Raw genomic sequence first — 26945 nt, forward strand, 5'->3', positions numbered from 1 at the left:
TCGCATTTCTGCTCGTCATACCCTGTCTCTCGCAGTTCTTAACGTCGGGCAATCTGCAAACGTTCACCGCAGCGCAAAACCTTGAATTGTTGTTCGAGTTGCCGACAGGTTTCAACAAACAATTCCGGTGTTTCGGTGTTGAAGGCAAACATGTCGAAGTGACAGGGAATCACCAATCGTGCACCGATCTGTCTAGCTAAACTTGCGGCTTCATCACCGAAAAGATTACCAGCCACGCGACGCTCTGCGCGATGGCCGTTAATGGGGAGCAGGGCAACATCAATCTTAAATGGTCGCAAAAGCTCGGCCATGCCCGGATAGAGCATTGTATCGCCGCTATGATAAACACTTATGCCATTCATTTGCACAACGTAGCCCAAGTTGCGGCAGCGGCCCTGGTCATCGCGGTCAATCTCATTATGTGCCGCAGGTACCGCATGCATGACTATATTCTTATGAATGACGGACTCCCCATCGGAAAGGCCGATCGGCCAAGTGTGATGACAACCCACGCGCTCGACGACGAAGGAGCGATTGGCTTCGGGAATAACGAAGGCGGCGTGCGGATTCGTGACAAACACTTCAGAGAGCGTTTCAGCATCGAGATGATCCGTATGATTGTGGCTCGAGGTTACCACATCAATAGCAGTCAAATTGCGAGGGGCAATAGCAAGGCGAGTCATACGAACATGAGGTTTGTCAGTACTCGCGTACTTCTTGGTCAAAGAATCTGACAAATAAGGATCAAGAAGTACTCGCCTGTCGGCTGATTTCAATAGAAATCCACTTTGGCCCAACCACCATAAAACGATCCCATCCGCAGCCGGATAATCTTCAATCTCCTTTTGTAGGGCCTTACCTGAGCATGCTGGTTCGATAAGTGTCAAAGATTCATCTCCCCGCGAACTTGTTTGACTCCCTCAACCATATTTCGGAGTTTTTTGCGCGCTGCCCAACGCGCGGTTTGGCTTAAACCGCAATCCGGGGCAAAGACAAGTCGTTCTGGGGGTGCATATCTCAGGCACGCACGGACTCGCTCGGCAATGTCTTCCGGAGTTTCGATGTAATAGCTCTTCACGTCGACGATTCCCACGGCGGCATCAATTCCAGCCGCGGCAATCTGTTCGATTAAATGCAAACCGCTGAAATTCAGAGTTGTCATCTCCAAATGCATCTCGTTAACACGCAATTGTAGGAAAGCGGGGAACATACTCTCGGGACGTCTCTTACCGATGCCACGCCCCTTGTAGTTGCCAAAGCACATGTGCATGCAGATCCGAGTTTTTCCGACAATCGGCTCGATAGTCCGGTTAAAAATATCAACGAATCGCTGGGTATCTTCACAATGCGCGTAGCAACTCATGGAGGGTTCGTCGACGCATATCTCCTGACAACCAGCTTCGACTAACTGAACTAATTCCTTTTGCACAAACGGCAACAAGGCTTCAGTGATGGCGTATCGATCCGGGTATTCCGAGTTGGGATTAAGTCGGCCGGATAGGGTGTATGGTCCGGGAATGCTGGCCTTCAAACTAACTCCGGCAGGAACGAGACTTACAGCAATTGCTTGTAGGCGTTGGAATTCCTCCACCACACCCAAGCCCCGTGGTGCGGTCAATTCGCCGACAATGTCGTGCTTGCCGCGTTGATCGTGTGCGGGCGGACCCCAGCGCCGCGGGGGCTCAGGCTCGACCGAAATTCCGTTCAAATAACCGTAAAAAGAGAGGTTGAAATCAAGCCGGCTTTGCTCACCATCGGTGATAACATCGAGCCCCGCGGCAACCTGATCGCGAACCGCGACGACAACTGCGTCTTCTTGAATCTCCTGGCGGTCCGCAACACCAAACTCGTGAAGTTGTTTGGCAGCAAACTCCAACCAGCCAGGAAATGGATAGCTGCCGATGACAGAAGTGCGTAGTGGTCTTTCAATCATACTTAACTTCTCCTTCAACAAATCAAGCAGTCAATGCATTCTTCATTGATGTGTCACGTCATTGTTACCCAAATTCGCATAGAGCTTCGCCAGCCGACGCCCGTGCTCATCATAGGCCGCTTCAAATAGCTCGGCGGCGGCGTCAGCACCAATTACAGCAGGCGCTGTCAAAACCCGCGGAGGTTGCCCTGCCCTAACCAGTCGCTCAGCAACTTCGGCTTTAATGCAATTCACAATCATGCATCCACCCACCGTGGAACCCGGAGCGACTGGTGTTGCCAGCCCTTCAATATGCACCATGGAATCTCCGACTGGTGCGCCCGTATCCAAGACAACGTCGGCAAAGTCGGTTAGTTTTTTGCCATCCGAGCGACGCGAACTGCTCCCTTCGCTGTGGGTACGACTCACAAGAACAGCCACGAAGACCCCCCGCGATCGAAATTCTTCTGCAATTTCAATAGGGACAATATTGCAACCACTCGAACTGACAACGAGCGCGCTGTCTTGAGTTGAAAGGTCAAAGTTGCGCAAGATGCGGCTCGCCAGTCCAGACACATTCTCCAAGAACATCGCTTGACGCTGGCCGTTACTACCTACGACTGGATGATGAAAAGAAAGTGAAAGCTCCACCAGGGGGTTAAACCCAGGAAAAGATCCATAGCGGGGCCACATCTCTTCGACCATGATTCGACTATGGCCGCTACCGAAAACATGAACCATCCGGCCAGCCAAGATGGAGTCCGCATATCGATCCGCGACTTGCGAGATTTGTTTGTGCTGTGCAGCAACTGTATCAACGAGTTTGCCACAAGCCTCGAGATACCGTGCCATGGGGTTAATCAATGCTGTTTCTCCCTGTTCTTCAATGCGGCGAATCTTGCAGCACCAACGGCACCAGCAAATTCTCCCAATTTTGCCCCAACAATAGGGACTCCAACACCCGTGGGCTTCCACTCCACTTTCTCCAGCTTTTCTCGCAGGAGATCAAACAAAGGGGCTTGGCAAACTGAAATCCCGCCCCCTAGAACTATGATCTCTGGGTCGAAGCAATTGATGAGCGATGCGATCCCAACTGCCAATCCGTAGACGGATTTTTCCCAACACTCCATGGCATAAAAGTCTTCCTTACCAACAGCAACTAGCAACTCAGCCGTGGAGGTGAAGCGACCGCCACTGCGTTCGCTCAAGTTGTGGTTGCCTATGCAGTCTTCGAGACTGCCCGGCATGCCGACTATATCGGGGCTACCGTATCGATCGAGCGAGATGTGCCCCAAATGCCCCGCCCTGCCGGAAGTCCCCTGGAATAATTCGCCGTTGAGAACGACACCCCCACCAACTCCTGTGCCCAAGGTAAGAACCAGAACGTTACTGAATCCCCGAGCCGCACCTAACCAGTATTCACCCAGTGTCGCGGCATGTGCATCATTGAGCACCCATGCATTGCGATGCAATGTGTCGCACCATCTCAAACCTTCCAGGGCCTCCATGCGGCCACGCATCCAACTGATGGCACGATTGTCGCGGGCAACAATCCCCGGTGCACTGATTCCAACATGGCACTCGTCTGGACCGAATCGGTTCAGCAAATCGCTAATCACTTGAATCATATCAGTAACGTTATCAACCGTTGGCTCGATAAACTCGTCAATCCGCGTTCCATCGGCTTGTTGTGCAAGGGCTTTAATCCGTGTACCTCCGATGTCGATACCGATTGAAATACAAGAGTCATTCATCGTGACAGAGTCCTTCGCTTACGGACCAGCCACCATCGACCGCCAATACTTGTCCGGTCACGTAACGCGACGCACTACTCAAAAAGTAAACGACGGCATCGTCAAGATCATCAGGCTTGCCAAACCGGCCACCATCGAGCGGTTGTTTGTGTCGGATAAATTTGCAAATCTGCTCATTTTGAACCGCACGGCGCGACATCGGCGTTTCAATCAGTCCCGCTGCAATCACATTGAAGCGGATACTGTGTTTAGCATAGTAGGCTGCGCAACTCTTGGTGAATCCTTCAATAGCCGCCTTCGCTGCCGCGTAGACCTGGGTTGCAAAATGCTTGGGAGAAGGGGAACTCGCTAGTACGCTTCCCATATTGAGTACAGAACCTTCCACACCAAGTCGCAAAAATTCTTTAACCGCTGCCCTGTTCGACTTGATCATAGAAACGAGGTTCAAACGCAAGGTTTCTTCAATGGCTTCATCAGTAAGTTCATGCAAAGGACCATCACCGAAGGAACGTCCGCTGCCACCTGCCACATGATACAGAGCGTCAAATCGCCCAAAAGCATTAAGTGCCAATTGAATGGCCTCGCTGGTAGTGGCTGATTCAATCGCATCGCCGACCAATACTCGGTGCCGTGTTCCCAATATATCCTGAGCTTGTCGCGCTGATTCCAGATTGCGGCCACAAACGACAATACTTGCTCCAGCGCGCGCGCATGCCCGAGCGGCTGATAACCCTAGACCGGTAGTACCACCAACGATGACGATGGCTCGATCTTCAAGCGCGAGAGTATTCATGGACGTTTTCGTTGATGAACTGCTTGGCAAAATTTCCTGTAAAACTGATAATGTAACTATAACTAATACGACGTTATCTCATCTTTATATCTTATCGTTGATTTCAACGTTGCATATTGATTGGCTAGGCCTGACCAATTCATGCAGCCTCGTAAACTGGAGTATTTTTATGTCTGGTGATCTTGATAGGCGTTCATTCCTGGAGTGTACCACTGCAGCTGGAGCCGCGCTGACGCTGGCCGGTATTGCTTCGACAACTACTGTCTTCGCGGTGGAAAAAGCACCCCGTAAGCAAAAGATACGGGTCGGGGTTATCGGCTGTGGCAGTGTTTCGCACAGCTACCTGCCACACCTGCAAAAATCCCGCTATGTCGAGCTTGTTAGCGCGTGCGACATCATTCCTGAGCGATCTCGCCAACAAGCCGCGAGCCACAGCATACCCAATCACTATTCGCACATCGATCAGATGCTGTCGGGAGCGGACTTCGATCTGCTTGTGAATTTGACTGACATGCAAGAGCATGAGAGACTCAACCGTCAAGCGGTCGAGGCCGGAAAACATATTTGGAGTGAAAAACCCATCGCCAACTCGCTGAGTGCCGGTCAGGAGATTTTGAAGTTGGCCAATTCCAAGGGTGTGCGAGTTTGGGGTGCACCTGTCGTGGTCACGAGTCCTCAATTTGCCTTCATGGCTCAACAAATTGCTCAGGGAACTCTGGGCAAAGTAGCGTGTGCCCACGCTCACTATGGACACACCGGCCCCACGTGGTCTTCGTTCTTCTACGAAAAAGGAGGAGGGAGCCTGCCAGACTTGGGCGTCTACAATATCACGAGTTTGACTGGCCTTTTCGGCCCCGCCCGTTCGGTAATCGCTATGGTGAACGTGATCACACCCACGAGAAAGATCGACGTGAAGGGCGAGATCAAGGTAACTGAGGAAGATAACGCCATGGTGATTCTCGAACACGATCAAGGTGTTCTTTCCCACATTCAATGTGGTTTCAATTATTTCAACCCCCACGGCCATGGAGGTGGAAAAGAAACCAGACATACGATTTCGATGATGGGGACTCACGGCAATTTGGGGCTGGTAGGTTATGATTGGGAGCCCCTAGGAGTCGACGTTGCGACCTTTGAGAATCCTGAATACACGCGACATGTCACTGACTCCATGGGATACGTCTGGCCGCAGGGGGCTTCACAAGTCGCTGAATGTTTGGCAACCGGCAAAGAACCCTTGTTCACTCCAGAACATGCCTTACATGTCGTGGAAATTATTACAGCAGCGCGCGAATCCCAAGCGACGGGACGCCGCATTGATCTCAAGTCGAAATTTCCCTGGCCAATCATTACTAACATGAGCTAACACAAAAGCTCTTAAAAAATGTTTCGTTCAATACACAATGCTTGTAAGGTGGATTAAATCTTCGATATGATAAATTATTGTATTGCTCATAATCGCCAGGCAAACTGGCAAAACAACTCAGGGTACTAATCGCCTGTCATTGAAAAGTCGCGCGTTTTACACAAAAAGTGAGTCTCTTCGCATGCACCGAATTTGTTTGCTGGGCACTGGATTGATTGGTATGTTCTACACGATGGCCTTGAATGGCCAGCGTGGGCGAGATCGAATTGATATCGCCTATTCTCGCACGCCCGAACGAGCCAGCGAGTTTGCCAAAAAATGGAGTATCCCCCGACATACCACTGACATGCTTTTGGCGATCAAAGATCCTGAATGCGATGTTGTCGTTATCGCGCTTCCTAATCATTTGCATCTGGAAGCCGTCTTGGCCGCGTGTGCCGCGGGAAAATCGGTTCTGTGCACCAAGCCTTTGGGACGCAACGCCGCGGAAGCTTTGCAGATGCTCCAAGCGGTGGAGAAGGCCGGGGTATTTCACGGATACCTGGAAGACTTGTGCTATACAGCGAAAACCCTGAAAGCTTTGGAATCGGTAAGACAAGGTGCCATCGGCAAGGTGAACTGGGTTCGTTCGCGAGAAACGCATTCTGGACCGCATAGCGACTGGTTCTGGAACAAGGAATTCTCGGGAGGTGGCGCGATTATCGACTTGGGATGCCACTGTATCGAAATCGCCCGCAGTTTCATCGGCAAAGAAATTCGCCCGGTGGAAGTCGTTTGTTGGGCGGATACCCAAGTCCACCCGATTGATGCCGAAGATCATGGCATTGGATTGGTTCGCTACGAAAACGGCGCCATCGGCCAGTTTGAAGTGAGTTGGTCGTTCCGCGGGGGCATGGATCTCCGCGATGAAGTTTCCGGCACGGAGGGCGTTATCTGGCTCAATCATTGGCTGAGGACCGGCATGGAGATGTTTTCCGCCAACGGCCAAAGCGGTTATGTGGCCGAAAAGGCCGAAAACTCTACAGGCTGGTTGTTCCCCGTAGGAGACGAAGTTGCCTCGCTTGGCTATCGCGACATGTTTGACGATATGTTCAATTCCCTTGATCAGGGCGCGAAGCCGCAAGAAGATTTTTACGATGGATACGTGGTCAATGCGATTATCGATGCCGCTTATCGATCGATAAGCTCCAAAAAATGGGAGAAAATCGAACTGACCCTGTGGCACGGCCAAGATGCTAATATCGCCACGCCGACTCGCCAAGAGTACAACGGCGACTACATCCTCATCAAAGAAGAACGCATGACGGATGGCAGCACTAAGGTAATCCTTCGTCATAAGCAAACTGGCCAGATTAGTCAGCAGACTCTGTAATTATAGGAAGCTGTCGGCTGCGCTTAGGACTCGTCACTCAGGTGTAGCAACTGCCTGACCATCCTCCCGGTGTCCCAGGAAATTGAGGGTTTCGACGTTCACATCGAATCCAATCCCGCGCACAGATCCGTCAGCAAACAGTGCGTTGATTCCACCTGCGTGAGCTGAACCAAACTGCAAATTCTCTTTGACTTGACCGCCGGCAGCGATGGCACCTGCTTCATCAGCATTTCCGTCGGATTGAGGTGCAAACATGCATGATCGCACGGTGTCGTAGTCCCATCCGTCCGCCCAGCCGAAATCGTCTCCACTCTTCCATGGATGCGGGCCATCGGGAGGACCACCTGAATAAGTCTGCGAAACCCACTTTTCTGAAGCGAGCATCGTGTTGCTTGTACCATCAGAAATTCGTGCGATCGTCATCTTAGTAGTGAAACCCAAGTGAGCCGCCGAAAGTACATCCCAGTCGACACGCTGAATGATGCCGCGAAATAGAAAACCACGGCCTTGAGCAGCCAAGAATCTGACCATAGGCTCGTCTGGAAGTCCGCTCTCACCTTCTTTACACCCCCAAAAAACGTCGCTGACGTTTTCTTGAGTTAAAGGGTTAGAAGCGAAATCTGACAAGTAGTTGTCGAACTGCGTATTTCCTAGCTCATTACGAGTAGGACCTGCGGAGGCAGCTGCGTAATCCACCAGAGAAATGTTGGTGTTCTGGGTGTTATTGCTGTACATCGTCACCCCTCGACGAGAAGGGCAGTTGTACAACGGAATAGGGTTTTTTGATAAATCGCTTTGCTGCACAAGATTCTTGATAGCACCTTGTTCGAGATAAGGAAGAATCTGATAGAGCCAACCTAGTCCTTGCTCGAGTGGACCGTTTGCCGGCCCACGGCGCTGAGCAGGGTTGCTAACTGATTGCGTATCTTTCAGGTACCACTCGATACGAACATCAGGCATGGTGCCACCCGTCGGAAACTGCTTCATCGAGCTCTCAAAATTGAGAACCGCCAAGCCCATATTCTTCAAATTATTGTTACACTGCGTCCGACGCGCGGCTTCGCGGGCGGCTTGAATTGCAGGCAACAAGAGCGCCACTAAGACACCGATGATGGCTATCACCACGAGAAGTTCGACAAGGGTAAATCCAAGTCTGTTATTCTCTTTTCGGGATAACATGGTTCTATATCCTTACACATGTATGCAAGAGGCGAAGTGTGGGCAAACTAAGTTGGCTCAGCATGTTAAACGATCTAACTTCTTCGACGAATGGCCAGAAATCCAAAAGACATGAGAGATATTAAGACAACCGTACTAGGTTCGGGCACTGCCGAAATTGCTACAAGTGGTGCTCCGTATGCGCCTTGCCAGGTCTGCAAATCAATCGCACTGTAAGGAGACGGAGACCCTCCGCGTTGCCAAGTTAAAAAGTCTCGACCGTCAACATCACCATCCAGGTCAAAATCACCTGGTGTTCCTGCCAATTCTTCGGCTGTCAGCGAAAAGGCATCGACGAAGAAGGACTGTGGGTCGGCACCCGGATTCCAAACACCATCGGTCATCGAAGCACGAACGCGGACTTGAGTCGTTCCCGCCGGAGCCACGGCCACGATCGTAAATTGCTTCCATACGGCATCGGTCCAGTTAGCCACAGAACTATTCACGAGCCCTGCCTGCAAAAGCTCCAGTTCGTGGGTATTGATTACTACGTCACTAGCGTCCAAAAACTCCAGGGCGAAAAAAACATCGGTCGGAGAAAGTGGACCATCAGTAAAATTATTGGGGTCGGGACTTGGACTTCCAGGATCGCCGGTTTGCCAGTTCAAATTACTAACACCCCCCGGAAAATGAGTTTCTGCCGCCGCGAAGCCAGTCATCGTGTATTGCATTCCGGGAGTGCCAGGAACATCTTGATAGAGATGTGCAAAATTGTCTTCGGCATTCGGCACACCTGCGATGTCTTGAGTGAAGGTGCCGACATAGGGTTTGAACCACATATTCCAACACCGACCGATATCATAGCAACCATCTCCTTGATAGCGACGATGACCATAGAAAGCTCCCTCGGCAAGCGTTTCGAAGCCGTTCGCAGCATTCTGCACTATGGATTCATTCATTTCCCAGCCATCAGGAACGGCGTCGTCTCCGGCGCCACTGATCCCCAAAAATTGGATACCGGGATTTGTGAGTAGGTTCTGCGACCAAGCCGGGCAAACTCCAAGAGTCATAAGCACTACACTCGCCAGAACGATGGTTGCGATTTTCATCTAAGCTCCTCTTTTCAAAGGCCCCTAATATGCATGTCAGCATGAGCATGGAATGACTTGCTTGAGGAAGGTAAGGGTCTCCAAAGCCCAATTCTTTGGAGACCCCGAAAAAAAATGTGACTACCGGTTATCTTGTGCGGCGACGTCCCCCTGCCAAAAACGCCAATCCCATGTTGCACAAAAGCATAGAACTTGGCTCGGGAACGGCAACCAATGAAAAATCATCGAAAAACACGTTTTGGGATTGATTTGGTGGATCGAAATTAAACTCGCCGTCAATCATAGCTGCTCGCACTTGTACACTTACTGTGCCAGCAGGAGCTACTGCAATCAGGGTATGCTTCATCCAATCGCGACCATCAAGTTGATTGTCATTTTGTTGGCCACCATCATCATGGAGTTCGTAAACAACCGAACCAGGAAGTACGCCACCGAGGCCGTCGAGAAACTCGAGCGCAAAGATGGTATCGGTCAAAGCCGCGACAGGCACTCCCGGATTAAGCGCCTGAGCATCCTGATTTCTTTGGTTAGGAGAGTCGATATTTAAGAACTCTACACCACCTGCATAGCCTCCCTCGAAATGCGCCCAACCCGAGAAACGATAGGCTTGTCCTGCCGTACCAGGAATAATTTGTTTAATTTCCACGTCGAGAGGGCCAACAATCTCAAATGGGTAGTGACCCTGATAAGCCTCGGCAATGACTCCCAATCCGCCTCCTAAGCGATCGGCGAATGCTGCCGGATAACCTCCATATGGGGTGTAGAGTTGACCAGGCACATACGGCAGGATCGTGCAGGGGCCGTTAGAAGCGTTTGAGCACGGATCCGTGGAAAGTATCCAGTCTTGCGGTGTGTTATAAAAAAATTCTGGAGAGGTGGGTGGATCGACCAAATTCAAATTTCCATTAGATAGCAATTCCACCGCGCGCGTAACATTGACTGACATCGCCAGGACAGCGAACAAGATAAGCATTCGTTTCATGAGTTCATCTCCAAGTTAAATCACAGCGGCAACCCAAGAAGAGTCACACCTTCCTACAGAGTTAAAAACTGACTACGCAGTCCAATTGCTGCTAAAACTTCGACTCAGCGAGGGATTTTATGGACAAACCCTTATTCCAAGCGATCTGTTTACAACTTCACTTTGAAGAACACCCGTGACTGTACGGAATTTAGGGATTTATTAACGCAGCCCCTCAAGCTACGCCCTTCCCTCAGAAAAGAATCAAGCAACGACAGGTCGTGTGAAAAGTTCGATTTGTCCAAGTTCTAAGCGAACACCCCTAACGCTTGTGCCTTGAACCTCAATGTCACTATTAAGTTTGAATGAGATCGGGCACATTGTCTTGTACATTTCGAGTAACGTTTTTGTACATTCTTACCATTTTTGCAATTGGCTCTTCTTTGAATCAAGTGGCGATAAATTACCTAAATCTGCGAAATAATTGGCATTTTTAGGCTTGGCGGGAGCTACGAGCTGTTACATTCTAAGGTACGAATCCACTTTTCAAGCCTATCTTTTCCCAACTGCAATGCCGAGGCCGGTGGGATGTCTGAGCAGTCATTTGGCAAGCCATTCCAGCGTCAATTTTTTGAAACTTACCCGGGCCTTCAAACACTCATGGATTTGTTTGAATTGACACCTGGTGTGTTTTTTTATGCGAAGGATATCAAGAGCCGATTCGTCAGACTTAACAAGGCAAATTTGGCTGTGTACGGAGTCGATGATGAGGAAACACTGCTGGGAAGAACTGATCGCGATTTCCATCCCCCATCTCTGGCTGAAGGTTATATCGCCGAAGATCAACGCGTCATGGAGGGAGGTAAACCTATCATAAATCAGACATGGCTTGTGCCGTTTCTTAACGGATCGATGCAGTGGTTCGTATCAAGCAAGCTACCGATGCTTGGTCCCGATGGTCAGTTTATAGGAATTTGTGGTGTCATGCACCCTATTGCCACGCCCAAAGAACAGCTGGATCGATTTCAAAGACTTGCTCCTGCAGTGAAATACTTAGAGCAACGATTTCGCGATCACATCGAGTTGTCAGAACTCTCTGATCACTGTGGCCTCTCTTCAACTCATGTTCACCGCTTGTTTCGTAGACTGCTAAGAATGTCTCCCACAGAGTATCTACTTGCGCTGCGGTTGCAAGAAGCAAGACGACTCCTAGTAACCACCGATCAACCATTGTCAGTCATTGCCATGGATACGGGATTTTTCGATCAAAGCCATTTTACGAAGCGTTTTCGCAAGATGACCGGCATGACGCCTATACAGTATCGCAAGTTCTTTCAATAGATAAGTCAGGACGTTCGTGCTATGAAAATTACTGACGAAAACTCCTTGTCGCGGAGAAAATTTCTTCAAAGTTCCGCGAAGGCAGCAGCGGCATGCTCAACACTCACTAGCTTGCATGCTGCTGCGTCAAACCCCCTTGGATCAAATCAGCGACTGCGGATTGCTTTTATCGGCGTTGGTGAACGATGTGGTGTACATCTTGATTCGGCGATCAAAATATCAGAACAGAACAGCTCGGTCGAAGTCGCCGCGATCTGTGATGTCTTTAATAGACGGCGCCACGAAGCGATCAGTAAAGTTCGCGAGGCCACCAAGCATTCGCCCAAAGAAGTGACTGATTATCGCGACATCATCAATGATCCCGCGATCGATGCGGTTTGCATCGCGACACCGGATCACTGGCATGCGAGGCAGACCATCGATGCCTTAGAAGCGGGGAAGCATGTTTACTGCGAGAAGCCGATGACGCATAGCGTCGATGAGGCGCTCGCTGTACTCACAGCTTGGCGGAAATCTGGTTTGGTCATGCAGGTGGGTGTTCAATCCACCCAAGTGCCGTCTTGGCATGATGCAAGGCAGCGGATTGATTCCGGACAACTTGGAAAAGTCTTGCAGTACCAAACCGAGTTTTTTCGCAATTCTGTCATGGGCCAATGGCGGTATTACGAACTGACGCGGGATATGACTCCCACGAATATCGACTGGAAGATGTTCCTGGGAACGGACTTTGATCTCGCACCCGAGATGCCATTCGACCGAGAACGATACGCTCAATGGCGTTGCTATTGGGAATTCGGGTCGGGAATGTTCACGGATCTGTTCGTCCACAGAACTACCACGATGCTCACCGCGACGGGACTGCGCTATCCGGCGCGCGTTGTCGGTGCAGGCGGCATATTCCTTGAGTATGACGGGAGAACTGTCCCAGACGTGGCCACAGTCGTGGCTGATTTTGACGAGGGAGTTCAGGGAATTGTCACCGCGACGATGTGTTGTGAATACACTCCCATCAATCAATTGATACGGGGACACAATGGTTCGTTTGTGTTCGGCAACGGCGAAGTCTTTGAGGGATATAAGTTCGTCGCGGAACGACCTCAGGTAACTCTGAACAGCAAAATCAAGGACGAGGAAATCAAGATGGGACCAGTTCCTGACACGTCATACCTGCACTTCCAGAACTTTTGCGATGCCGCGATCGCTGGTAAGCCCGAGCTTGTGAAATGCACACCGGAACTTGGTGCGGCAGCGATGATCATCGTCAAGCTAGGGTCGGAAAGCTATCGCCAAGGCAAGGTCTTTCATTTCAACAGCAAGACGATGACCATTTCGGACGGCAGTGCTGATTGGGCCAAAGGATGGGAAAAAATGTCGGCCGATCGTGCCCCAGCTAGGCATGTTCCCGGATGGAAAGCAGGAACGACCGGCAGCGTGCTCCATCCTGAGAAGTATCAGAATCTTGCCGGTCCTTGGATCAATGACGTCGATCCCGCAACTTGAAGTGATTTGAAAGCCTAGCTCTTTGTCGGGGCCGTATCCTATGCCGAAATGGATTGCTTACACGCTGGTAACGGTGCTTTTGTGGGGCGTCTGGAGCGTAGTCTGCAAGGCTGTTTCCTCGGCACTTCCTGACTGGCAGTTACAGGTAATATCTTTGCTGGGAATTCTTCCAATCATTCTTTATCTGGGATGGGTGACTATCCAATCCGAAACGCCGATGGATCCTCGCTTCGCAGGCATATCCCTGTTGGCGGGACTACTCGGATGTGTTGGCAATTTAGCATGCTTTCGAGCTATGTCCGAAGGTGGTAAGGCGCTAGCGGTCATTCCTTTGACATCTCTCTATCCAATCACGACGGTCATCCTTGCCATGATCTTTCTCAAGGAAAGACCAACTCTGATCCAAGCGTTGGGCATTGGTCTTTCCTTGCTGGCTATCTGGCTCTTCAACGTTGGCAATCAAACAGACTTTTTAAGCGGTTGGCTCTTGTTTGCACTCTTGCCGATCGTGTGCTGGGGCGTAGGTGGGTTTATTCAAAAGTTAGTAACATTACGAATGTCTGCCGAGCAATGCGCGTTGACTTTTCTTTTAGGTTTCATGCCGATGGCGCTCTTAGCTTTATTCGACGACGGCCACTGGGATAAAGTCTCAAGTAAAACCTGGATTCTAGCCATTCTGTCAGGATTCTTGTTCGCGCTTGGCAACCTAACCGTGATTTTGGCTTACCGATACGGTGGGCGTGCTGTCATCGTTACTCCTGCCGCAGGGCTTTACATGCTAGTGACAGTTCCTCTTGCCGTGTATGTACTGCAAGAGCAGCTAAGCTGGCGTGAAGGACAAGCAATTGCTGTCTCCGTGCTGGCAGTCGTTGCACTTTGTTATGAGAAGCAAATGCCGGCAGCAACCACCTCACTCGTCAATCAAGGAGAACTTGGATGAAAACTATTAATCAATTAATGCGTGAGGGGGTCGTACTTGGCGACGGCGGCTATCTGATAGAACTCGAACGACGCGGATATGTCGCGAGTGGTTCGAGAAGAGAAAAAGTTGGAACGGGCAAGGGAAGCGGACAATTTACGCCCGAAGTTGCTATTGAGCATCCTCAGGCTTTGCGCGGCTTGCACGAAGAATTTTTGCTAGCGGGCTCAAATGTTTTGCAAGCACTCACTTTTTACGGCACGCGGGAAAAGCTCACGCGGGCCGGTTATGGCGATCAAACTGAAGATATAAACAACGCCGCGGTCAAACTTGCACAAGAAGTTGCCAACGACAAAGCACTCGTGGCGGCCAGTGTTTCGCGAACACAACTTTTCGAGCGCGAAGGCCCTTCTATGGCCCCCTATGTCAAAGAACTTTTCTCTGAACAAATTCGTTTGCTCGAGGCCGCAGGTGTCGATTTCTTGATTCTTGAAACTTTTTTCCGTCTCGACGAGATGCTGCTGGCCTTAGAGTGCGGCGTCGAGCGTGGTCTGCCCTGCATTGCCACCTTGAGCTTTCGTCCTGTTATCCATCAGACAGTAGATGGGGTCAGTCCCGAAGACTGCGCCAAGCGATTAGTGGATGCCGGGGCATCAGCCGTAGGTGCTAATTGCGAACAAGAGCCTGAGAGAATGCTACCAATCCTGCGTCGAATGCGCGCCGCCGTTAGAATCCCGATTGCTGCTCAACCCGCGGCGTTTCGCACCACTGAAGAACTTCCCACGTTCACTCGCATGCCTCAATTCCCTGACGAAATGGAAACATTGCAGGTTCCCAGAAAAATGTTTTACGAATTTGGCAGACAAGCTCGCAATGAAGGAATCTCTTATGTTGGCGGTTGTTGCGGTTGTAACGCGGCCTACATTCGTGAACTGGCATACGGTCTCGACGACGGTAAGTGAGACTTGAATGAACAATATCAACATCGTGCCCGACGTAAGAATTTTCGCAGACACACAGTCAGCGACCGAGTTTGCGGCGGAGTGGCTCGTGCGAAAACTGACCTCTCCCGAGATGCACAACATCATGCTCGCCGGAGGCAACACTCCACTTGAGTTGTACGCCTCGGTGGCTAAGCGCCAAGCCGCGCTCAGCCATCTAACCGTTTTTGCATTGGACGAGTACGTCGTGGTTCCGCCAACGGAATCTCGGAATTGCTCGAATTTGATCTACGAGCGGGCTGTGAAGCCCTGGGGGATTCCACGAGAAAGATATCACTTTACGAGTTCCCTAGAATCTGAAGCGGCCGGCTCAATCCTCGAGCACGAACGAAAGATCAAAGCTGTGGGAGGGCTCGATTTGGTCATCCTCGGATTGGGCAAGAACGGTCACATAGGCTTCAATGAACCAAGCAGCGAAATTGATTCGGAAGGTCGGATGGTGCCACTGAGCGAGACTTCGATCAACGCCAACCGCGAATGGTTTCGCGGCGACTATGCTCCCCACATGGGTGTGACCACGGGAATGAAGACCCTTCTGGCTGCAAAAAATATCCTCCTGCTGGCTTTTGGAATCCCGAAGGCCCAGGCAGTTTTTTCAATGCTAAAACTACCGCCAAGTTCTTTGTGTCCCGCTTCTTATCTCCAACTGCACCCGAAAGCGCTGATCGTGCTCGATGAATATGCGGCAGTGAATTTGAAATCTGCCGACAACAGAATTTGAACGAGGCGACCGTTGGCTTATCACGCTGAATCTCGACAATCGTGTACCTTGGGCGTCGACATCGGCGGGACCAAGATGGCAGGGTGCATCCTCACTTCCGAGGGCAAGATGTCGGGCCTGAATGTTACTGACACTTTGGCCAACCGTGGTGGTACAGCGGTGGCCGCTGATGCTCTTGCCATTTTTAAGAAGCTCCTCAACGATGCACACAGCAAGGAATGGAAGCCGACTGCTTTAGGGTTGTCTGTGTGTGAGTTGGTTAATCGCGAAGGCGAGATTGTGAGTGAATTTACTCTTCCTTGGCGCAACCCAACGGCCTTAGATCTGTTCCGTGAGCACCTGCCAGTTGTTGTGGAAGCCGATTCTCGTGCAGCGGCACAGGCTGAAGCGACTTTCGGAGCGGGCCAGGCATTCTCGAGTTTTCTTTTTGTCACGATCGGTACTGGCATAAGTTGTTGCATGGTGATCGATGGGGAGCCTTATCTAGGAGCACATGGCTGCACGGGAACAATGGCCACGGGAATACTTTCAACGTTGTGTAGTGAGTGCGGAACGATTTCACAATCGTGCCTCGAGCAAATGGCATCGGGACGTGGCATCGAAAACCGTTTCGCGAAACTCTCCGAGTCGCCGCAGCGAACAGAAAAAATGACCGCCAAAGATATTTTGTGCTCTAGTGAATCCGGCAATTCGCTTGCGCAAAAAGTGATCGATGAGGCGGCTCTATGTGTTGGTTCGGCGATTAGTTTGTTGATAAACGTTCTTGACCCTCACGCCGTTGTTGTCGGGGGAGGGCTGGGAAGTTCACCTGGCAGGTATTGGGAGATACTCTCACACACGGCGAGAAAGCATATCTGGTCTGACATGCAGCGCCATGTGCCAATTCTCCAAGGAGAGCTGGGTGTTCCGGCAGGTGCCATCGGGGCAGCATTGAAAGCCAGGGAGTAAAAATGAGATCGCTCCACATCCTCATCCTGCTGTGCCTGTCAGTAGCCTCCTCAATTGGCTCGTGCGAGGATATCGCGTCGGTTGAATTCAACAGAGATATTCGTCCTATCTTAGCCCAGCATTGCATCGCCTGTCACGGCGGTGTTAAACAAGCCGGAAGTCTGTCGTTTGTCTATAGTGATCAGATTTTTAAAGGGGGCGATTCGGGAGTACCAGCCGTGGTGCCCGGAAAACCGGACGAATCATATCTGATTGAACGCGTAACCGACTCGGACCCAGACATGCGCATGCCACCGGCCGATCACGGTCCAGCGCTTTCAATCCAAGAAATTGAAATCTTGCGTCGCTGGATTTCTGAAGGCGCGGCTTGGAAGTTGTCCTGGGCTTTTATTCCGCCTCAAGAGGCCGACTTGCCTGACGTTAAACAAGTTGAATGGGGTCTCGTGCCATTCGACAAATTTGTGCTGGCGAAATTACAAGAGAATCACCTTGAGCCCTCGCCGAGCGCTACCAAAGCCGAATGGTTAAGACGTGTGTCGTTTGACCTGATCGGCCTGCCTCCCAGCGAACTAGAGTACCGGGACTTTCTCGCTGACACGAGTGACGAGGCTTTTGAAAGAGTTGTTGATCGGTTGTTGGCGTCGCCCCATTTCGGTGAACGCTGGGCCTCAATGTGGTTAGACCTGGCACGATATGCCGACACCACCGGCTACGAGAAAGATCCTCATCGTGATATCTGGCCGTATCGGGATTGGGTTATTCGTGCATTCAATAACGACATGCCTTATAACGAGTTCACGATCAAACAATTGGCCGGCGACCTGCTGTCAAACGCAAATTATGACGACTTCCTGGCAACAGCTTTTCATCGCAACACTCAAACTAATACCGAAGGTGGTACCGATGATGAAGAGTTTCGTACGGCTGCTGTCATCGACCGCGTGAATACAACCTGGCAAGTCTGGCAAGCGACAACATTTGGCTGTACACAGTGCCACGCGCATCCTTATGAACCATTCGAGCATGAAGAATATTACAAGTTCCTTGCAGTCTTCAACAACACGAAAGACGCCGATATCGACGAGGAATTTCCCTGTCTTAAGTACGCAGTTGATCCAGCAGAGAGAACACAGGTTGCCATTCTCTGCGGTAGTCTCAAAATGCTCAAGGAAAAATTACATCGCCGATTGATCGAACTCGGTACAAAAGATCAATGGCAGCAGTTGCCTATTGCAACCGCTGAGTCTACTAAAGGCGGAAAGCTTAATATCCAGAAAGTTTCTCATCGCACTGAGGTGCACATAGAAAAGAGGCCTACAAGTCAAGCTTGCTTTACACTGGAAGCACCGCTCCCGGAAACCGTAGACCAACTGACAGCGTTGCGTATTGACGCTTTCCCTAAGGACGAGCAAGCTGCACAAGAGATACCAGAAATGGGGTTCATAGTTTCGTATGTCAAAGTTTTCTTGATCACGCCCGATCATGAGAAACCTACTGAATTACATTTCACGGAAACGTTTTGCGATGATCCTGAACCGCCGATAAATCCAGCGGATTCCTTGAATGAGGACCTCTATGGTTGGGGCTGTTACAGCCGCCAATGGAATTCACACTTCGCGATCTTTTTACTTAAGAATGCCGTGGCGATCAAACCTGGATGTCGCATTCGACTAGAACTTATTCAGAATGCGGAGACCGTAGGTAACGTTGCTTTGGTGCTTAATCGCTCGTCTTACTCATGCTCATCGAACGAAGCTTGGATTGACCTGCAACAGGAGTCCGAGTTCGACCTTGCCGTTAAAGAACTTGCTAAACTACGCGATCAACTTGCGAATATTCGCACGGTATCCGTACCCATACTCGCCGAATTACCGGTATCAGGTAAGCGGATCACGCATACTTTCAGCAGAGGTTTATGGCTCGATAAAGGTGAAGCCGTCGACTCAGCCACTCCCAAAGTCTTGCCAGTCTCGCCCAGCACAAACCTCGATCGTTTGGACGTTGCCCGATGGTTAGTTTCAGATCAAAACCCGCTGACCGCGAGGGTCATGGTTAATCGACTATGGGCTCAACTGTTTGGTATCGGAATCGTGGAAACTGGCGAGGACTTTGGCTCCTCGGGTACATTGCCTTCACATCCTGAACTATTGGACTACTTGGCGATCAAGTTCCGTAGCGACTACGGTTGGAGCGTCAAAGGCATTCTCAAGCAGATGGTGCTTTCGGCAACATATCGCCAACAGTCCAAAACACTTTCCAGACATCTTGAACGTGATCCGGATAATCGACTCCTTTCCCGCGGACCAAGGCAGCGGTTAACTGCTGAGATGGTACGCGATCAGGCGATCATGCTCTCAGGGAGTTTTTCTTCAAGAATGTTTGGCCCGCCAGTGATGCCGCCCCAGCCTGATGGCATTTGGCGGAGCGTTTACAACGATGCGAAATGGACAACGGCGACAAATGCGGACCGCTATCGTCGTGCAATTTACACGTACTGGAAGAGGACCAGCGGCTACCCCAGCATGTTGACATTCGATGCCCCTAGCCGAGACATTTGCACGACGCGACGGATCTCAACAAACACCCCACTTCAGGCTTTGGTAACACTGAACGATGAAGCATTCTTCGAATGCGCTCAAGGGTTTGCCAAGCAAATACTAGCTCGAGAAGGCGAATCGTGTCCTGAGCGGATTGCCTGGGCCTATGAAAGAGCCACTTCCCACAAACCGACGGATGACATAATAGCGCGGTTGTTAAATCTATTTGATAATTCGCACAAATACTACCAATCTCAACCAGTCGAGACCGAGAAGCTAGGAACATCCCCAGAAGAAGCCGCTTATGTGATCGTGGCGAGCACAATTTTAAATTTGGACGAGGCACTGACCAAATGAATCTATCAAGCGAATTACGTGCCACCACTCTGCAACATCAGACACGACGGTATTTCTTGAATGAAACGCTAAGTGGGCTCGCAGCGACCCTGTTGGGTCTCGGCAGTTCCGCAGGCGCAGACTTAAACCAAACTCTACCAGACCCTGCAAAACCTTTACTGCCCCGCCCAAGCCATCGCCATCCTAAAGTCAAAAGAGTCATATTTTTACATATGGCTGGCGCTCCCAGTCAACTAGAACTCTTCGAGCACAAGCCTGAACTCACAAAACTTAGTGGTCAGGATTGCCCCAGGCAGTTTCTCGAAGGAAAGCGTTTCGCATTCATTCAAGGTGTGCCGCAGTTATTAGGACCAGTTTTTCCTTTCAAACAAGTGGGGGCATCGGGCGCTTGGCTCTCTGATAGACTCCCGCACTTCAAGCAGGTCATCGACAAAGTCTGTTTCATTCGTACGATGCAGACTGACCAGTTCAATCACGCGCCCGCTGAACTGTTGTTACACACCGGAAATCAGAATCTTGGATATGCGTCGATCGGTGCGTGGACGACATACGGGCTTGGAAGCGAGAATCAGAACTTACCTGGCTATGTCGTTCTGCTCTCAGGCGGCCGCTTCCCTAGCGCTGGCAAGAGCCTATGGGGGTCGGGATTTCTACCACCAGTTTATCAAGGCGTGCAATGCCGATCGCAAGGCGATCCTGTGCTGTTTCTAGCTAATCCACCAGGTATCAATCGGCAAATCCGTGGTAAGATGATTGAAGCTTTGTGTGATATCAATCGAGTCACTTACGAACAATACGGCGATCAACAGACGCTGAGCCGCATAGCGCAATATGAAATGGCCTATCGAATGCAAATGGCTGCCACCGATGCTGTAGATATCTCGCAAGAATCAAAGGAAACGCACTCTCTGTACGGAACTAAGCCTGGTGAGGAAAATTTTGCTAACAACTGCTTGCTCGCACGTCGTCTGATTGAACGCGGTGTCCGTTACGTGCAGCTCTTCGATTGGGGCTGGGATTCGCATGGGGCAGGCAAAGAAGAAGCCCTCAATCACGGCTTCGTCGACAAATGCCGTAATGTCGATCAGGCAACAACCGCTTTATTGATCGATTTGGAGCAAAGGGGACTTCTCGAAGATACCCTGGTTATTTGGGGAGGTGAATTTGGGCGTACTCCGATGCGTGAAAACCGTGGAGGGACTGAAATGATTTTCATGGGCCGCGATCATCATCCCGATGCCTACACAATTTGGTTGGCAGGGGGCGGCATCAAACAAGGCTTCAGCTATGGCGAAACTGACCCGATCGGATACTCACCGATCACAGCTTCGGTACACATCCGCGATTTGCATGCAACAGTATTGCACCTGATAGGTATTGACCACAACAAACTAACCTATAAATATAGGGGTTTAAACGAAAAGCTCACGGGAGTGAAAAAGGCTCGTGTGGTCACTGAAATACTTTCCTGAAATGTCTTCTACTGATGTAGCGATGATTCTTCGCATGCTACTGGTACACGTAGCGTTAAGGCAGCTATGTGGCCGACAAACCTGTGAGGTCCGCGTCGGATCGACTTATCTTCGCAATAAAGAGCGTCTTCACACCTGCTGATACTCGGTCCAGCTGCACTCAGAAATCAGTCGCTCGATTCGAGTCCGAACCAATCTAGTTTGCTTACTGGTGTTACCCAGGGCGGCCAAGGCATCGAGGTACTCGTCGAGAGCCACCCGCACCCCATTCGCGGCGGTGCGGGCTTGCGGATCTCTCGCCAAAACGATTGCGCGGATGCGTTGCTCGACAATCTCGGTGGCACGGCGGCGTGCGACACCAACATCCTTGGTGCGAAGTGACACTGACCTGACTGCACGCAGAGGCTCGTCGAGAAGACGGAACTTTTGGCGGTAATGACGATCCTTGCGTCCGCGGCCATTCACGTACCGTTCTGGACCGCCAATCAACTTATATGCGGGCAGCTGCATCCCTAACCTCCAATCAACCGAGTGACTCCTAACTTCCAAAAAATCACGTGGAGAATTAGGACGCAAGATTCCCGGGCGGGTCGTCTTGATCCCGCCAAAAGTCAATCAGATCGCTCAACAGGCAGTACTTACCGCGACAATCGTTTCGAAGCACTGGAAACTTCCGGCGTTGCGAGCACGGTTCCTGGTCGCTTCGATAAATCGACCGCGGAGTACAGCGGAAGATCGTCGCCAAATCTTTTACATAGAGGATCGGGCCACAGCTTTTAAACAAAAGCTCGAACAACTTGTCAAAATCATCGTTCACCTTTTACTATCTCCATTCGGAGTGAGTGACGTCGGCACGTGCCGACGTACTGTCGCTCCCCTGGCCGTTGACGGCCCCGAGGGAGGGGTCGAGAGCAATATTCAAATACTCAAAACGGTCAGAACTGAATCGTCGGCGGGGCAACCTCGTTAAGTTCTTTTAAGTTAGGCACTTACAAACCTGCATGCACATGATGGACGATAACCCCTCTATCAGGGCATACGTGTCAGTGGGCCAATTTGGGCAGTCTAGGCATCTTGGGGCATGACCTAGTGCGTCCGTGACGGCATATTCGGCATCGAGTGATTGCTGCAGGAGACGAGCGTCAAGACAGCCACCACTTTTGACGACAGGCGGAGCCGAGGAGAGGGCAAAGTAATTGCTGTTGTCGCCCTTTAGACAAAAGAACCTATGTGCAATGCGTCTTCTGATGGGTGATCGTGATCGCTCTGTTGTAGTGCGAAAGTGGCTCGGCGAGGACAAAGACACATCGCTGCTTAGCGTGCGACGCATTCCAGGACGCATGCGACGAGTGTCCCGTGCTGTCTCGTGCCGTCACCACTTGTCGCCAACAGGCACGTTCGCCAGTCGATAGAAAGGCCCATTCTGACGTGTCATCAGCGGTCAGAATGGGCCACAGTAAGTCAGGACGAGTCCCCTCGTCCAAGTGGAGGCGGCGGGAATCGAACCCGCGTCCCGAAGCATCTCCACGCAAGCTTCTACGTGTGTGTTCGACTGGTTTAATTTCACGAGCAGGTCAATCAGTCGACCAACTTACCGGCTCGCTAACCAAGAACTTTGTTTGACCGCGGGGATACTCGGTGGTGACCCGCGGCGGTTCGGATTTAGTGACGGACGTCCGGGCCAATCCGACTTCAGCCCCTAGTCCGGGCAGCCTTTAATTAGGCAGCCAAAGCGTAATTGCTGTTAGCAATTGACATTGTGATCAGCTTTTTACGTGGCCCACTGATCAACCACGACACGCCACTTGCGCTTTGTCTACCCGGTCGAACCCTGTTCGCCCCCGAAGTGCGACCCCTGGTGAGGGCCGGCGTTTCCCGTGGGATGGGAACACGCCAAAACGCGACAAGCCTTGTATTGTAGGTTGCCCAGAGGGCGGAGGCCAGAGCAAGGGAGTTGGGGACTGGGATTTGGGGGCTTGGGGCTGGGAACATACGGGGCTGGTGCTGGTGGTTGGGTTCGACACTTGTACTGGAAGTTGTGGTTTTGCCTTTCGTAATGTGTGATTTTTTTGGCAGAGGGGTTAGGGGCCGGGGGGTAGGGTTGAGATCAATGCGTCCGATTGCTCGTGACTCGCAACTCGCGACTCTTTCTCCTTTTCTCATTTCATCTCTTCCAACTTGTCCAACTCTTCCAACTTGGCAGGGTCTATTTCATAGTTGCGAGTTACGAGTTTCGAGTACCGAGACGCAACGTCTGCGCGCAGTTTGGGTGCCACTGGCTGGCTTGTCCAGCAGTGTGTTTGTGGCACGGGTGATGTACGGTAAAGGTACGGATGTAGTATGGAACTCGGGTCATTCTGAGAGAGCCTAGGCGACCGAAGAATCTAGCCTGCCTAACTCCTACGGTTTGAAGCCATCGACAAATGGACGCTAGATTCTTCGCTCCGTGTCACTCCGCTCAAAATGACAATCGCAAAAAACTCCCCCCGCTTACGCGGGAGGCTCGCCGGTACAACTTCACTTGTCATTTCCCCAGTCCATCACTTTTTCGATTTCTTTTTTCCATGGTGCGTAGCCGGCGGCGTTGAGGTGTAAGCCGTCGCCCGTGTATTCTGACTTGAGCTCGCCCTTGTCGTCGATCATCAGCGCGTGCAGGTCGAGGTAGTCGTAACCGAACTCCGCGGCCAGCTTTTTCAGTCGTTCATTAAAATCGAGCACGTTGGCATTGTGCTTCGCGTAGCGGCCGCTGCAGGGCAACACCGATTGCACATACACGCGCACGCGCGGGGCCTCGGTTTTGATCCGCTCGAGAAGTTGCCGATACCCTTGCTCCATCACCTCCGGCTGGCGGCCCGAACCGAGGTCGTTGATGCCGATCAGCAGAAACACGTCGGTCGCCGAGCAGTTGAAGACCGACTCATCCAGCCGCGCGAGAATCCCCCGCTTGTCGTCCTCGGGCAGGGCATTGCCGATGACGTCGCCGCCGATCCCCCGATTGAGCACCCTCCGCCCGGGCAACATCTTCGGCACGTCGAACCCCTCGGTAATACTGTCGCCCAGCAGCACGACGTTCTGAAACACCTCGTTCTGCTCACGAAACGCACGGACCCGATTCGCATAGTGCATGCGAAAAATGGCGCCCAAATCAACCGGAGGTTCCGCGGGTTTTTTCTCTTCGGCTGGTGTTTCCGCGGGTTTCGCAGACTCTGCGGCTGGCGGTTCGGCGGGCTTCTTCTCTTCGGCGCACGCAGAACTTATTAACGCAACCACGAAGAACACAAAGAACAAACCGACACAGCGAATACAATTACCATTCATCAAAACGCTCCCAATAATCCCTCTCCCTCGCGGGAGAGGCTAGGTAAGGGCTCTTCTGACTTTAATTATGGCTAACAGCTAAGAGCTAATCGCTAACAGCTTTTCTCACCAGCTTTGCGAGGTTGGCCAGGTTTGCGTGGTTTGCAGGTCTCTAAATGTTGCAAAGCTGGAAAGACCGTAAACTGTAGGACGGTAGACTGTGGGACCGTAGGACTTTCTTTGGTCCATCGTCCACAGTCCTATGGTCCAAGCGGCCCATTCTACCTTTTTGCGCGGCCAAATTCGATGAGAAAGTTTTGGGGGGCGGGATGCATGGCATGGAGGAGTAATTAGAGCGCCCAGCTGATATTGCTCAGCGATGTGATCGGAGGGAAGGAGTGGCTGGGGAGAATAAGCGATTAGCTATAAGCCGTCAGCCTTAGAAGTGTGCCCCGGTATCTTTGCCACAGCATCGCTAACAGGATTGTAGCAAACGGCACAATTGATGGCGGCTCGGGGACTGCGATAAGTACCTTAAATCCCATGTCCCTCGTGGATTCAGGATAGTAGGGCGACAGGGGATTTCGCCACCGGTCTATAAACTTATAAGGGTTCGATCCAAAAAGAATCGGTGAATAAACATAGAAATCGCCACCGGGATAGGCATCGCCGAAAGTTGTCGCCCAAGAATAATTGCTGCTGTTATTGAGGAGCGTTTTTCCGGAAGGCAGGTATGCCGCCTGATCACTGCTTAGAGCGATGGCTAGCCTATCACCTGAAGACACGCGGATGTTCTGTGTCGAGAGATCGAAATTCAAATAATCAACGTCAAACCAAGGATAGTTGGGAACTTCCGACCAAGAGTAATCTCGGGCCGCAAGAACTCGACTGAAGTCAGGCGCGCCTGACTCATCCGTTTCTAGCAAACTTACATGCAGGTCATCGACTGGGGGAGTTCGGTATGCAATGCCGGAGACTTCTACGCGAATACCAATGCTGTGCAATCGACCACTCGTGCCAACAGTGAATGTCTGAGCCATCGCATCACCAGGGTAGTCAAGAGAATAACCCGCCGACGAGAAACTTGGAAATTCTTGGTCTAAGATTATAGGACTAGCAAATGCCGAGCAGTTAGCCGTCAGTACGACAATCCCAACTAAAATCTTTAGAATCATTGGTTCGCACTCTACTCGATAATATTTGGATAGAAGATATCAAGCAAAACTGACTCTAAGAATACTAGTCGAATTTAACAAGACGACTCAAGGGCAATGAATAATCAATCACAGTAATTGCCTGCGGTATATTGTCATTTTGCTATTAATTCAGCTCAAAATCTGTTTACACCGCTAGACCCTCTTTCGACCCGCTCCGAATTTGGAGACAGAAAAGCAAATGAAGGACTTTCTGGTCTCGAGTCGTGAGTCCGAGAGCCAATCTATGCGAGAACGTGTCCGCGCATTCGCGGAAAAGTACAAGGAGATTGAAGCCAGATTCCTCGGTCGCTTAGGCTCTCTCGGAATGACCCTTAATTCGTCCTCGTAAAGGTTTTTACAGGTGAAATTGTTCTGAAGGCGCTGATTCCTCACGTCGATTTCGGGGGTGCGTTTAAGCTGACATTTAACTATCATCTGCTGACACTCTGGCCAAACTCTCGATCACTGCAACGGATGCTAAAGGACATGCACGAATGAGAATCCTTATCATTTATCATCTGATAGTTATCGCACTGGTACAGTCGACCAGTGCGGCAGTCATTCTCGACCAGGAATACAAACTTCCTGCTAACACAGGCATCAACTATTTCCACGACTATCCTGAAGACTATTTAGCCCAAACTTTTACGGTACGAAACACTGGCATTCTAGCAGGCGTGGGAGTACAGGCTTCTGTATCGGGGCGAGGACAGTTTTTCGACGACCTTCACATTCGAATAACACGAGTCGACAGCAACGGTTTTCCATTAACCGATCAAGTCTTGGCCTGGGCGACCATCAGTCCTGAGGAATTACCAATTGCCCCACGTGTGAGCCCGGCAACGATTACCGATGTCGATTTATCGAGCTGGCGTGTGCCGGTAGCTGCCAATGATCGCCTGGCCATTCTCTACAGTAGCGACCACGCCTACTACACTCATACGGCTTATCCTAAATACGTGTGGTTTCGACAAATCCACAATCCCCATCCTGGAGGTGAATATATGGTGTATTCTCCTCGCCTTTACGGTCCGACGCCGCTGCGCGACATATATCTGCCAGCTGCCGATAAGACACTCGATGCCGGTTTTCGCGTCTATGTTGATGTCGTCCCCGAGCCGGCTTCGTTGTTATTACTCGTTTGCGGTGTGGTAGGTTGTTGCTGGAGGTGTAATTTCCGGCCTCGAAGAAGCGTGTTACAGAAGAGTTCGGCTACCCATTAACGGGCTCG

22 protein-coding genes and 1 other RNA gene are annotated in these 26945 nt (G+C 51.1%); 11 read left to right on the forward strand and 12 right to left on the reverse strand.

What is annotated here, in order from left to right; genetic code table 11:
* Positions 1-38: 38 nt before the first annotated feature.
* Genes SH678x_RS22230 through SH678x_RS22250 form a run of 5 tightly spaced genes read right to left on the reverse strand, consistent with a single transcriptional unit; the run spans position 39 to position 4459 of the window.
* Complete coding sequence (locus SH678x_RS22230; RefSeq protein WP_496920663.1) at positions 39-887, reverse strand: MBL fold metallo-hydrolase; 849 nt, start codon at positions 885-887, stop codon at positions 39-41.
* Positions 884-1933 carry a hypothetical protein gene (locus SH678x_RS22235; protein ID WP_496920664.1) on the reverse strand — a complete coding sequence of 350 codons (1050 nt, stop codon included), beginning with the start codon at positions 1931-1933 and terminating at the stop codon, positions 884-886. The genes SH678x_RS22230 and SH678x_RS22235 overlap by 4 nt, the downstream gene beginning before the upstream one ends.
* A gap of 42 nt (positions 1934-1975) precedes the next feature.
* On the reverse strand, positions 1976-2764 hold the full coding sequence (locus tag SH678x_RS22240; RefSeq protein WP_496920665.1) for a sugar isomerase domain-containing protein: 789 nt from the start codon (positions 2762-2764) through the stop codon (positions 1976-1978).
* A gap of 8 nt (positions 2765-2772) precedes the next feature.
* Positions 2773-3666 carry an ROK family protein gene (locus SH678x_RS22245; RefSeq protein WP_496920666.1) on the reverse strand — a complete coding sequence of 298 codons (894 nt, stop codon included), beginning with the start codon at positions 3664-3666 and terminating at the stop codon, positions 2773-2775.
* The gene (locus SH678x_RS22250; protein WP_496920667.1) at positions 3659-4459 is read right to left on the reverse strand and encodes an SDR family NAD(P)-dependent oxidoreductase; all 801 of its coding nucleotides are present in this window, start codon (positions 4457-4459) and stop codon (positions 3659-3661) included. Before SH678x_RS22250 ends, SH678x_RS22245 begins: the two co-directional genes overlap by 8 nt.
* A 169-nt stretch (positions 4460-4628) precedes the next feature.
* Between SH678x_RS22250 and SH678x_RS22255 the strand changes: the two genes are divergently transcribed.
* Both SH678x_RS22255 and SH678x_RS22260 read left to right on the forward strand, forming a co-directional pair.
* Entirely contained in the window at positions 4629-5825 is a 1197-nt protein-coding gene (locus SH678x_RS22255; protein WP_496920668.1) for a Gfo/Idh/MocA family protein, read from the forward strand.
* Positions 5826-6006: 181 nt separating this feature from the next.
* Entirely contained in the window at positions 6007-7197 is a 1191-nt protein-coding gene (locus SH678x_RS22260) for a Gfo/Idh/MocA family protein (RefSeq protein ID WP_496920669.1), read from the forward strand.
* Positions 7198-7230: 33 nt separating this feature from the next.
* Here SH678x_RS22260 and SH678x_RS22265 read toward each other — a convergent pair whose 3' ends face one another.
* The 3 genes from SH678x_RS22265 to SH678x_RS22275 form a co-directional block, all read right to left on the reverse strand.
* Positions 7231-8376 carry a DUF1559 family PulG-like putative transporter gene (locus SH678x_RS22265; RefSeq protein WP_496920670.1) on the reverse strand — a complete coding sequence of 382 codons (1146 nt, stop codon included), beginning with the start codon at positions 8374-8376 and terminating at the stop codon, positions 7231-7233.
* Positions 8377-8450: 74 nt separating this feature from the next.
* Positions 8451-9464: a PEP-CTERM sorting domain-containing protein gene (locus SH678x_RS22270; protein WP_496920671.1), complete on the reverse strand. Its 1014-nt coding sequence runs from the start codon at positions 9462-9464 to the stop codon at positions 8451-8453.
* Between the two features lie 127 nt (positions 9465-9591).
* The gene (locus SH678x_RS22275) at positions 9592-10446 is read right to left on the reverse strand and encodes a hypothetical protein (protein ID WP_496920672.1); all 855 of its coding nucleotides are present in this window, start codon (positions 10444-10446) and stop codon (positions 9592-9594) included.
* A gap of 567 nt (positions 10447-11013) precedes the next feature.
* Here SH678x_RS22275 and SH678x_RS22280 point away from each other — a divergent pair.
* Genes SH678x_RS22280 through SH678x_RS22315 form a run of 8 tightly spaced genes read left to right on the forward strand, consistent with a single transcriptional unit; the run spans position 11014 to position 21221 of the window.
* Positions 11014-11766, forward strand: coding sequence for a PAS domain-containing protein (locus SH678x_RS22280; RefSeq protein ID WP_496920673.1), 753 nt, complete (start codon positions 11014-11016; stop codon positions 11764-11766).
* A gap of 21 nt (positions 11767-11787) precedes the next feature.
* Positions 11788-13266 carry a Gfo/Idh/MocA family protein gene (locus SH678x_RS22285; protein WP_496920674.1) on the forward strand — a complete coding sequence of 493 codons (1479 nt, stop codon included), beginning with the start codon at positions 11788-11790 and terminating at the stop codon, positions 13264-13266.
* 40 nt (positions 13267-13306) lie between these two features.
* Positions 13307-14206 (forward strand): DMT family transporter, encoded by a 900-nt coding sequence (locus SH678x_RS22290; RefSeq protein ID WP_496920675.1) that lies wholly within the window; start codon positions 13307-13309, stop codon positions 14204-14206.
* Positions 14203-15147 carry a homocysteine S-methyltransferase family protein gene (locus SH678x_RS22295; RefSeq protein ID WP_496920676.1) on the forward strand — a complete coding sequence of 315 codons (945 nt, stop codon included), beginning with the start codon at positions 14203-14205 and terminating at the stop codon, positions 15145-15147. Before SH678x_RS22290 ends, SH678x_RS22295 begins: the two co-directional genes overlap by 4 nt.
* Before the next feature lie 7 nt (positions 15148-15154).
* Positions 15155-15907 (forward strand): glucosamine-6-phosphate deaminase, encoded by a 753-nt coding sequence (locus tag SH678x_RS22300; RefSeq protein ID WP_496920677.1) that lies wholly within the window; start codon positions 15155-15157, stop codon positions 15905-15907.
* 48 nt (positions 15908-15955) lie between these two features.
* Positions 15956-16855: an ROK family protein gene (locus SH678x_RS22305; protein ID WP_496920678.1), complete on the forward strand. Its 900-nt coding sequence runs from the start codon at positions 15956-15958 to the stop codon at positions 16853-16855.
* Between the two features lie 2 nt (positions 16856-16857).
* Complete coding sequence (locus tag SH678x_RS22310) at positions 16858-19749, forward strand: PSD1 and planctomycete cytochrome C domain-containing protein (protein WP_496920679.1); 2892 nt, start codon at positions 16858-16860, stop codon at positions 19747-19749.
* Complete coding sequence (locus SH678x_RS22315; protein ID WP_496920680.1) at positions 19746-21221, forward strand: DUF1501 domain-containing protein; 1476 nt, start codon at positions 19746-19748, stop codon at positions 21219-21221. The genes SH678x_RS22310 and SH678x_RS22315 overlap by 4 nt, the downstream gene beginning before the upstream one ends.
* 129 nt (positions 21222-21350) lie before the next feature.
* Here SH678x_RS22315 and SH678x_RS22320 read toward each other — a convergent pair whose 3' ends face one another.
* From SH678x_RS22320 to SH678x_RS22335, 4 genes are all read right to left on the reverse strand, one after another.
* Positions 21351-21731 carry a hypothetical protein gene (locus SH678x_RS22320; RefSeq protein WP_496920681.1) on the reverse strand — a complete coding sequence of 127 codons (381 nt, stop codon included), beginning with the start codon at positions 21729-21731 and terminating at the stop codon, positions 21351-21353.
* Positions 21732-22703: 972 nt separating this feature from the next.
* Positions 22704-23064: a transfer-messenger RNA gene (gene ssrA, locus SH678x_RS22325) on the reverse strand.
* Between the two features lie 674 nt (positions 23065-23738).
* Entirely contained in the window at positions 23739-24539 is an 801-nt protein-coding gene (locus SH678x_RS22330) for a GDSL-type esterase/lipase family protein (protein ID WP_496920682.1), read from the reverse strand.
* Between the two features lie 398 nt (positions 24540-24937).
* Positions 24938-25693 (reverse strand): hypothetical protein, encoded by a 756-nt coding sequence (locus tag SH678x_RS22335; RefSeq protein ID WP_496920683.1) that lies wholly within the window; start codon positions 25691-25693, stop codon positions 24938-24940.
* Positions 25694-26208: 515 nt separating this feature from the next.
* Between SH678x_RS22335 and SH678x_RS22340 the strand changes: the two genes are divergently transcribed.
* The gene (locus SH678x_RS22340) at positions 26209-26937 is read left to right on the forward strand and encodes a hypothetical protein (protein WP_496920684.1); all 729 of its coding nucleotides are present in this window, start codon (positions 26209-26211) and stop codon (positions 26935-26937) included.
* Positions 26938-26945 lie beyond the last annotated feature (8 nt).

The sequence above is a fragment of the Bythopirellula superficialaquae genome (assembly GCF_059632245.1).

Coding starts and splice junctions, on each gene's coding strand:
- SH678x_RS22255 (WP_496920668.1), top strand. CDS start 4,629: ATGTCTGGTGATCTTGATAGGCGTTCATTCCTGGAGTGTACCACTGCA.
- SH678x_RS22285 (WP_496920674.1), top strand. CDS start 11,788: ATGAAAATTACTGACGAAAACTCCTTGTCGCGGAGAAAATTTCTTCAA.
- SH678x_RS22295 (WP_496920676.1), top strand. CDS start 14,203: ATGAAAACTATTAATCAATTAATGCGTGAGGGGGTCGTACTTGGCGAC.
- SH678x_RS22280 (WP_496920673.1), top strand. CDS start 11,014: ATGTCTGAGCAGTCATTTGGCAAGCCATTCCAGCGTCAATTTTTTGAA.
- SH678x_RS22290 (WP_496920675.1), top strand. CDS start 13,307: ATGCCGAAATGGATTGCTTACACGCTGGTAACGGTGCTTTTGTGGGGC.
- SH678x_RS22275 (WP_496920672.1), bottom strand. CDS start 10,446: ATGAAACGAATGCTTATCTTGTTCGCTGTCCTGGCGATGTCAGTCAAT.
- SH678x_RS22245 (WP_496920666.1), bottom strand. CDS start 3,666: ATGAATGACTCTTGTATTTCAATCGGTATCGACATCGGAGGTACACGG.
- SH678x_RS22250 (WP_496920667.1), bottom strand. CDS start 4,459: ATGAATACTCTCGCGCTTGAAGATCGAGCCATCGTCATCGTTGGTGGT.
- SH678x_RS22330 (WP_496920682.1), bottom strand. CDS start 24,539: ATGAATGGTAATTGTATTCGCTGTGTCGGTTTGTTCTTTGTGTTCTTC.
- SH678x_RS22340 (WP_496920684.1), top strand. CDS start 26,209: ATGAGAATCCTTATCATTTATCATCTGATAGTTATCGCACTGGTACAG.
- SH678x_RS22315 (WP_496920680.1), top strand. CDS start 19,746: ATGAATCTATCAAGCGAATTACGTGCCACCACTCTGCAACATCAGACA.
- SH678x_RS22300 (WP_496920677.1), top strand. CDS start 15,155: ATGAACAATATCAACATCGTGCCCGACGTAAGAATTTTCGCAGACACA.
- SH678x_RS22270 (WP_496920671.1), bottom strand. CDS start 9,464: ATGAAAATCGCAACCATCGTTCTGGCGAGTGTAGTGCTTATGACTCTT.
- SH678x_RS22260 (WP_496920669.1), top strand. CDS start 6,007: ATGCACCGAATTTGTTTGCTGGGCACTGGATTGATTGGTATGTTCTAC.
- SH678x_RS22310 (WP_496920679.1), top strand. CDS start 16,858: ATGAGATCGCTCCACATCCTCATCCTGCTGTGCCTGTCAGTAGCCTCC.
- SH678x_RS22235 (WP_496920664.1), bottom strand. CDS start 1,933: ATGATTGAAAGACCACTACGCACTTCTGTCATCGGCAGCTATCCATTT.
- SH678x_RS22335 (WP_496920683.1), bottom strand. CDS start 25,693: ATGATTCTAAAGATTTTAGTTGGGATTGTCGTACTGACGGCTAACTGC.
- SH678x_RS22265 (WP_496920670.1), bottom strand. CDS start 8,376: ATGTTATCCCGAAAAGAGAATAACAGACTTGGATTTACCCTTGTCGAA.
- SH678x_RS22320 (WP_496920681.1), bottom strand. CDS start 21,731: ATGCAGCTGCCCGCATATAAGTTGATTGGCGGTCCAGAACGGTACGTG.
- SH678x_RS22240 (WP_496920665.1), bottom strand. CDS start 2,764: ATGGCACGGTATCTCGAGGCTTGTGGCAAACTCGTTGATACAGTTGCT.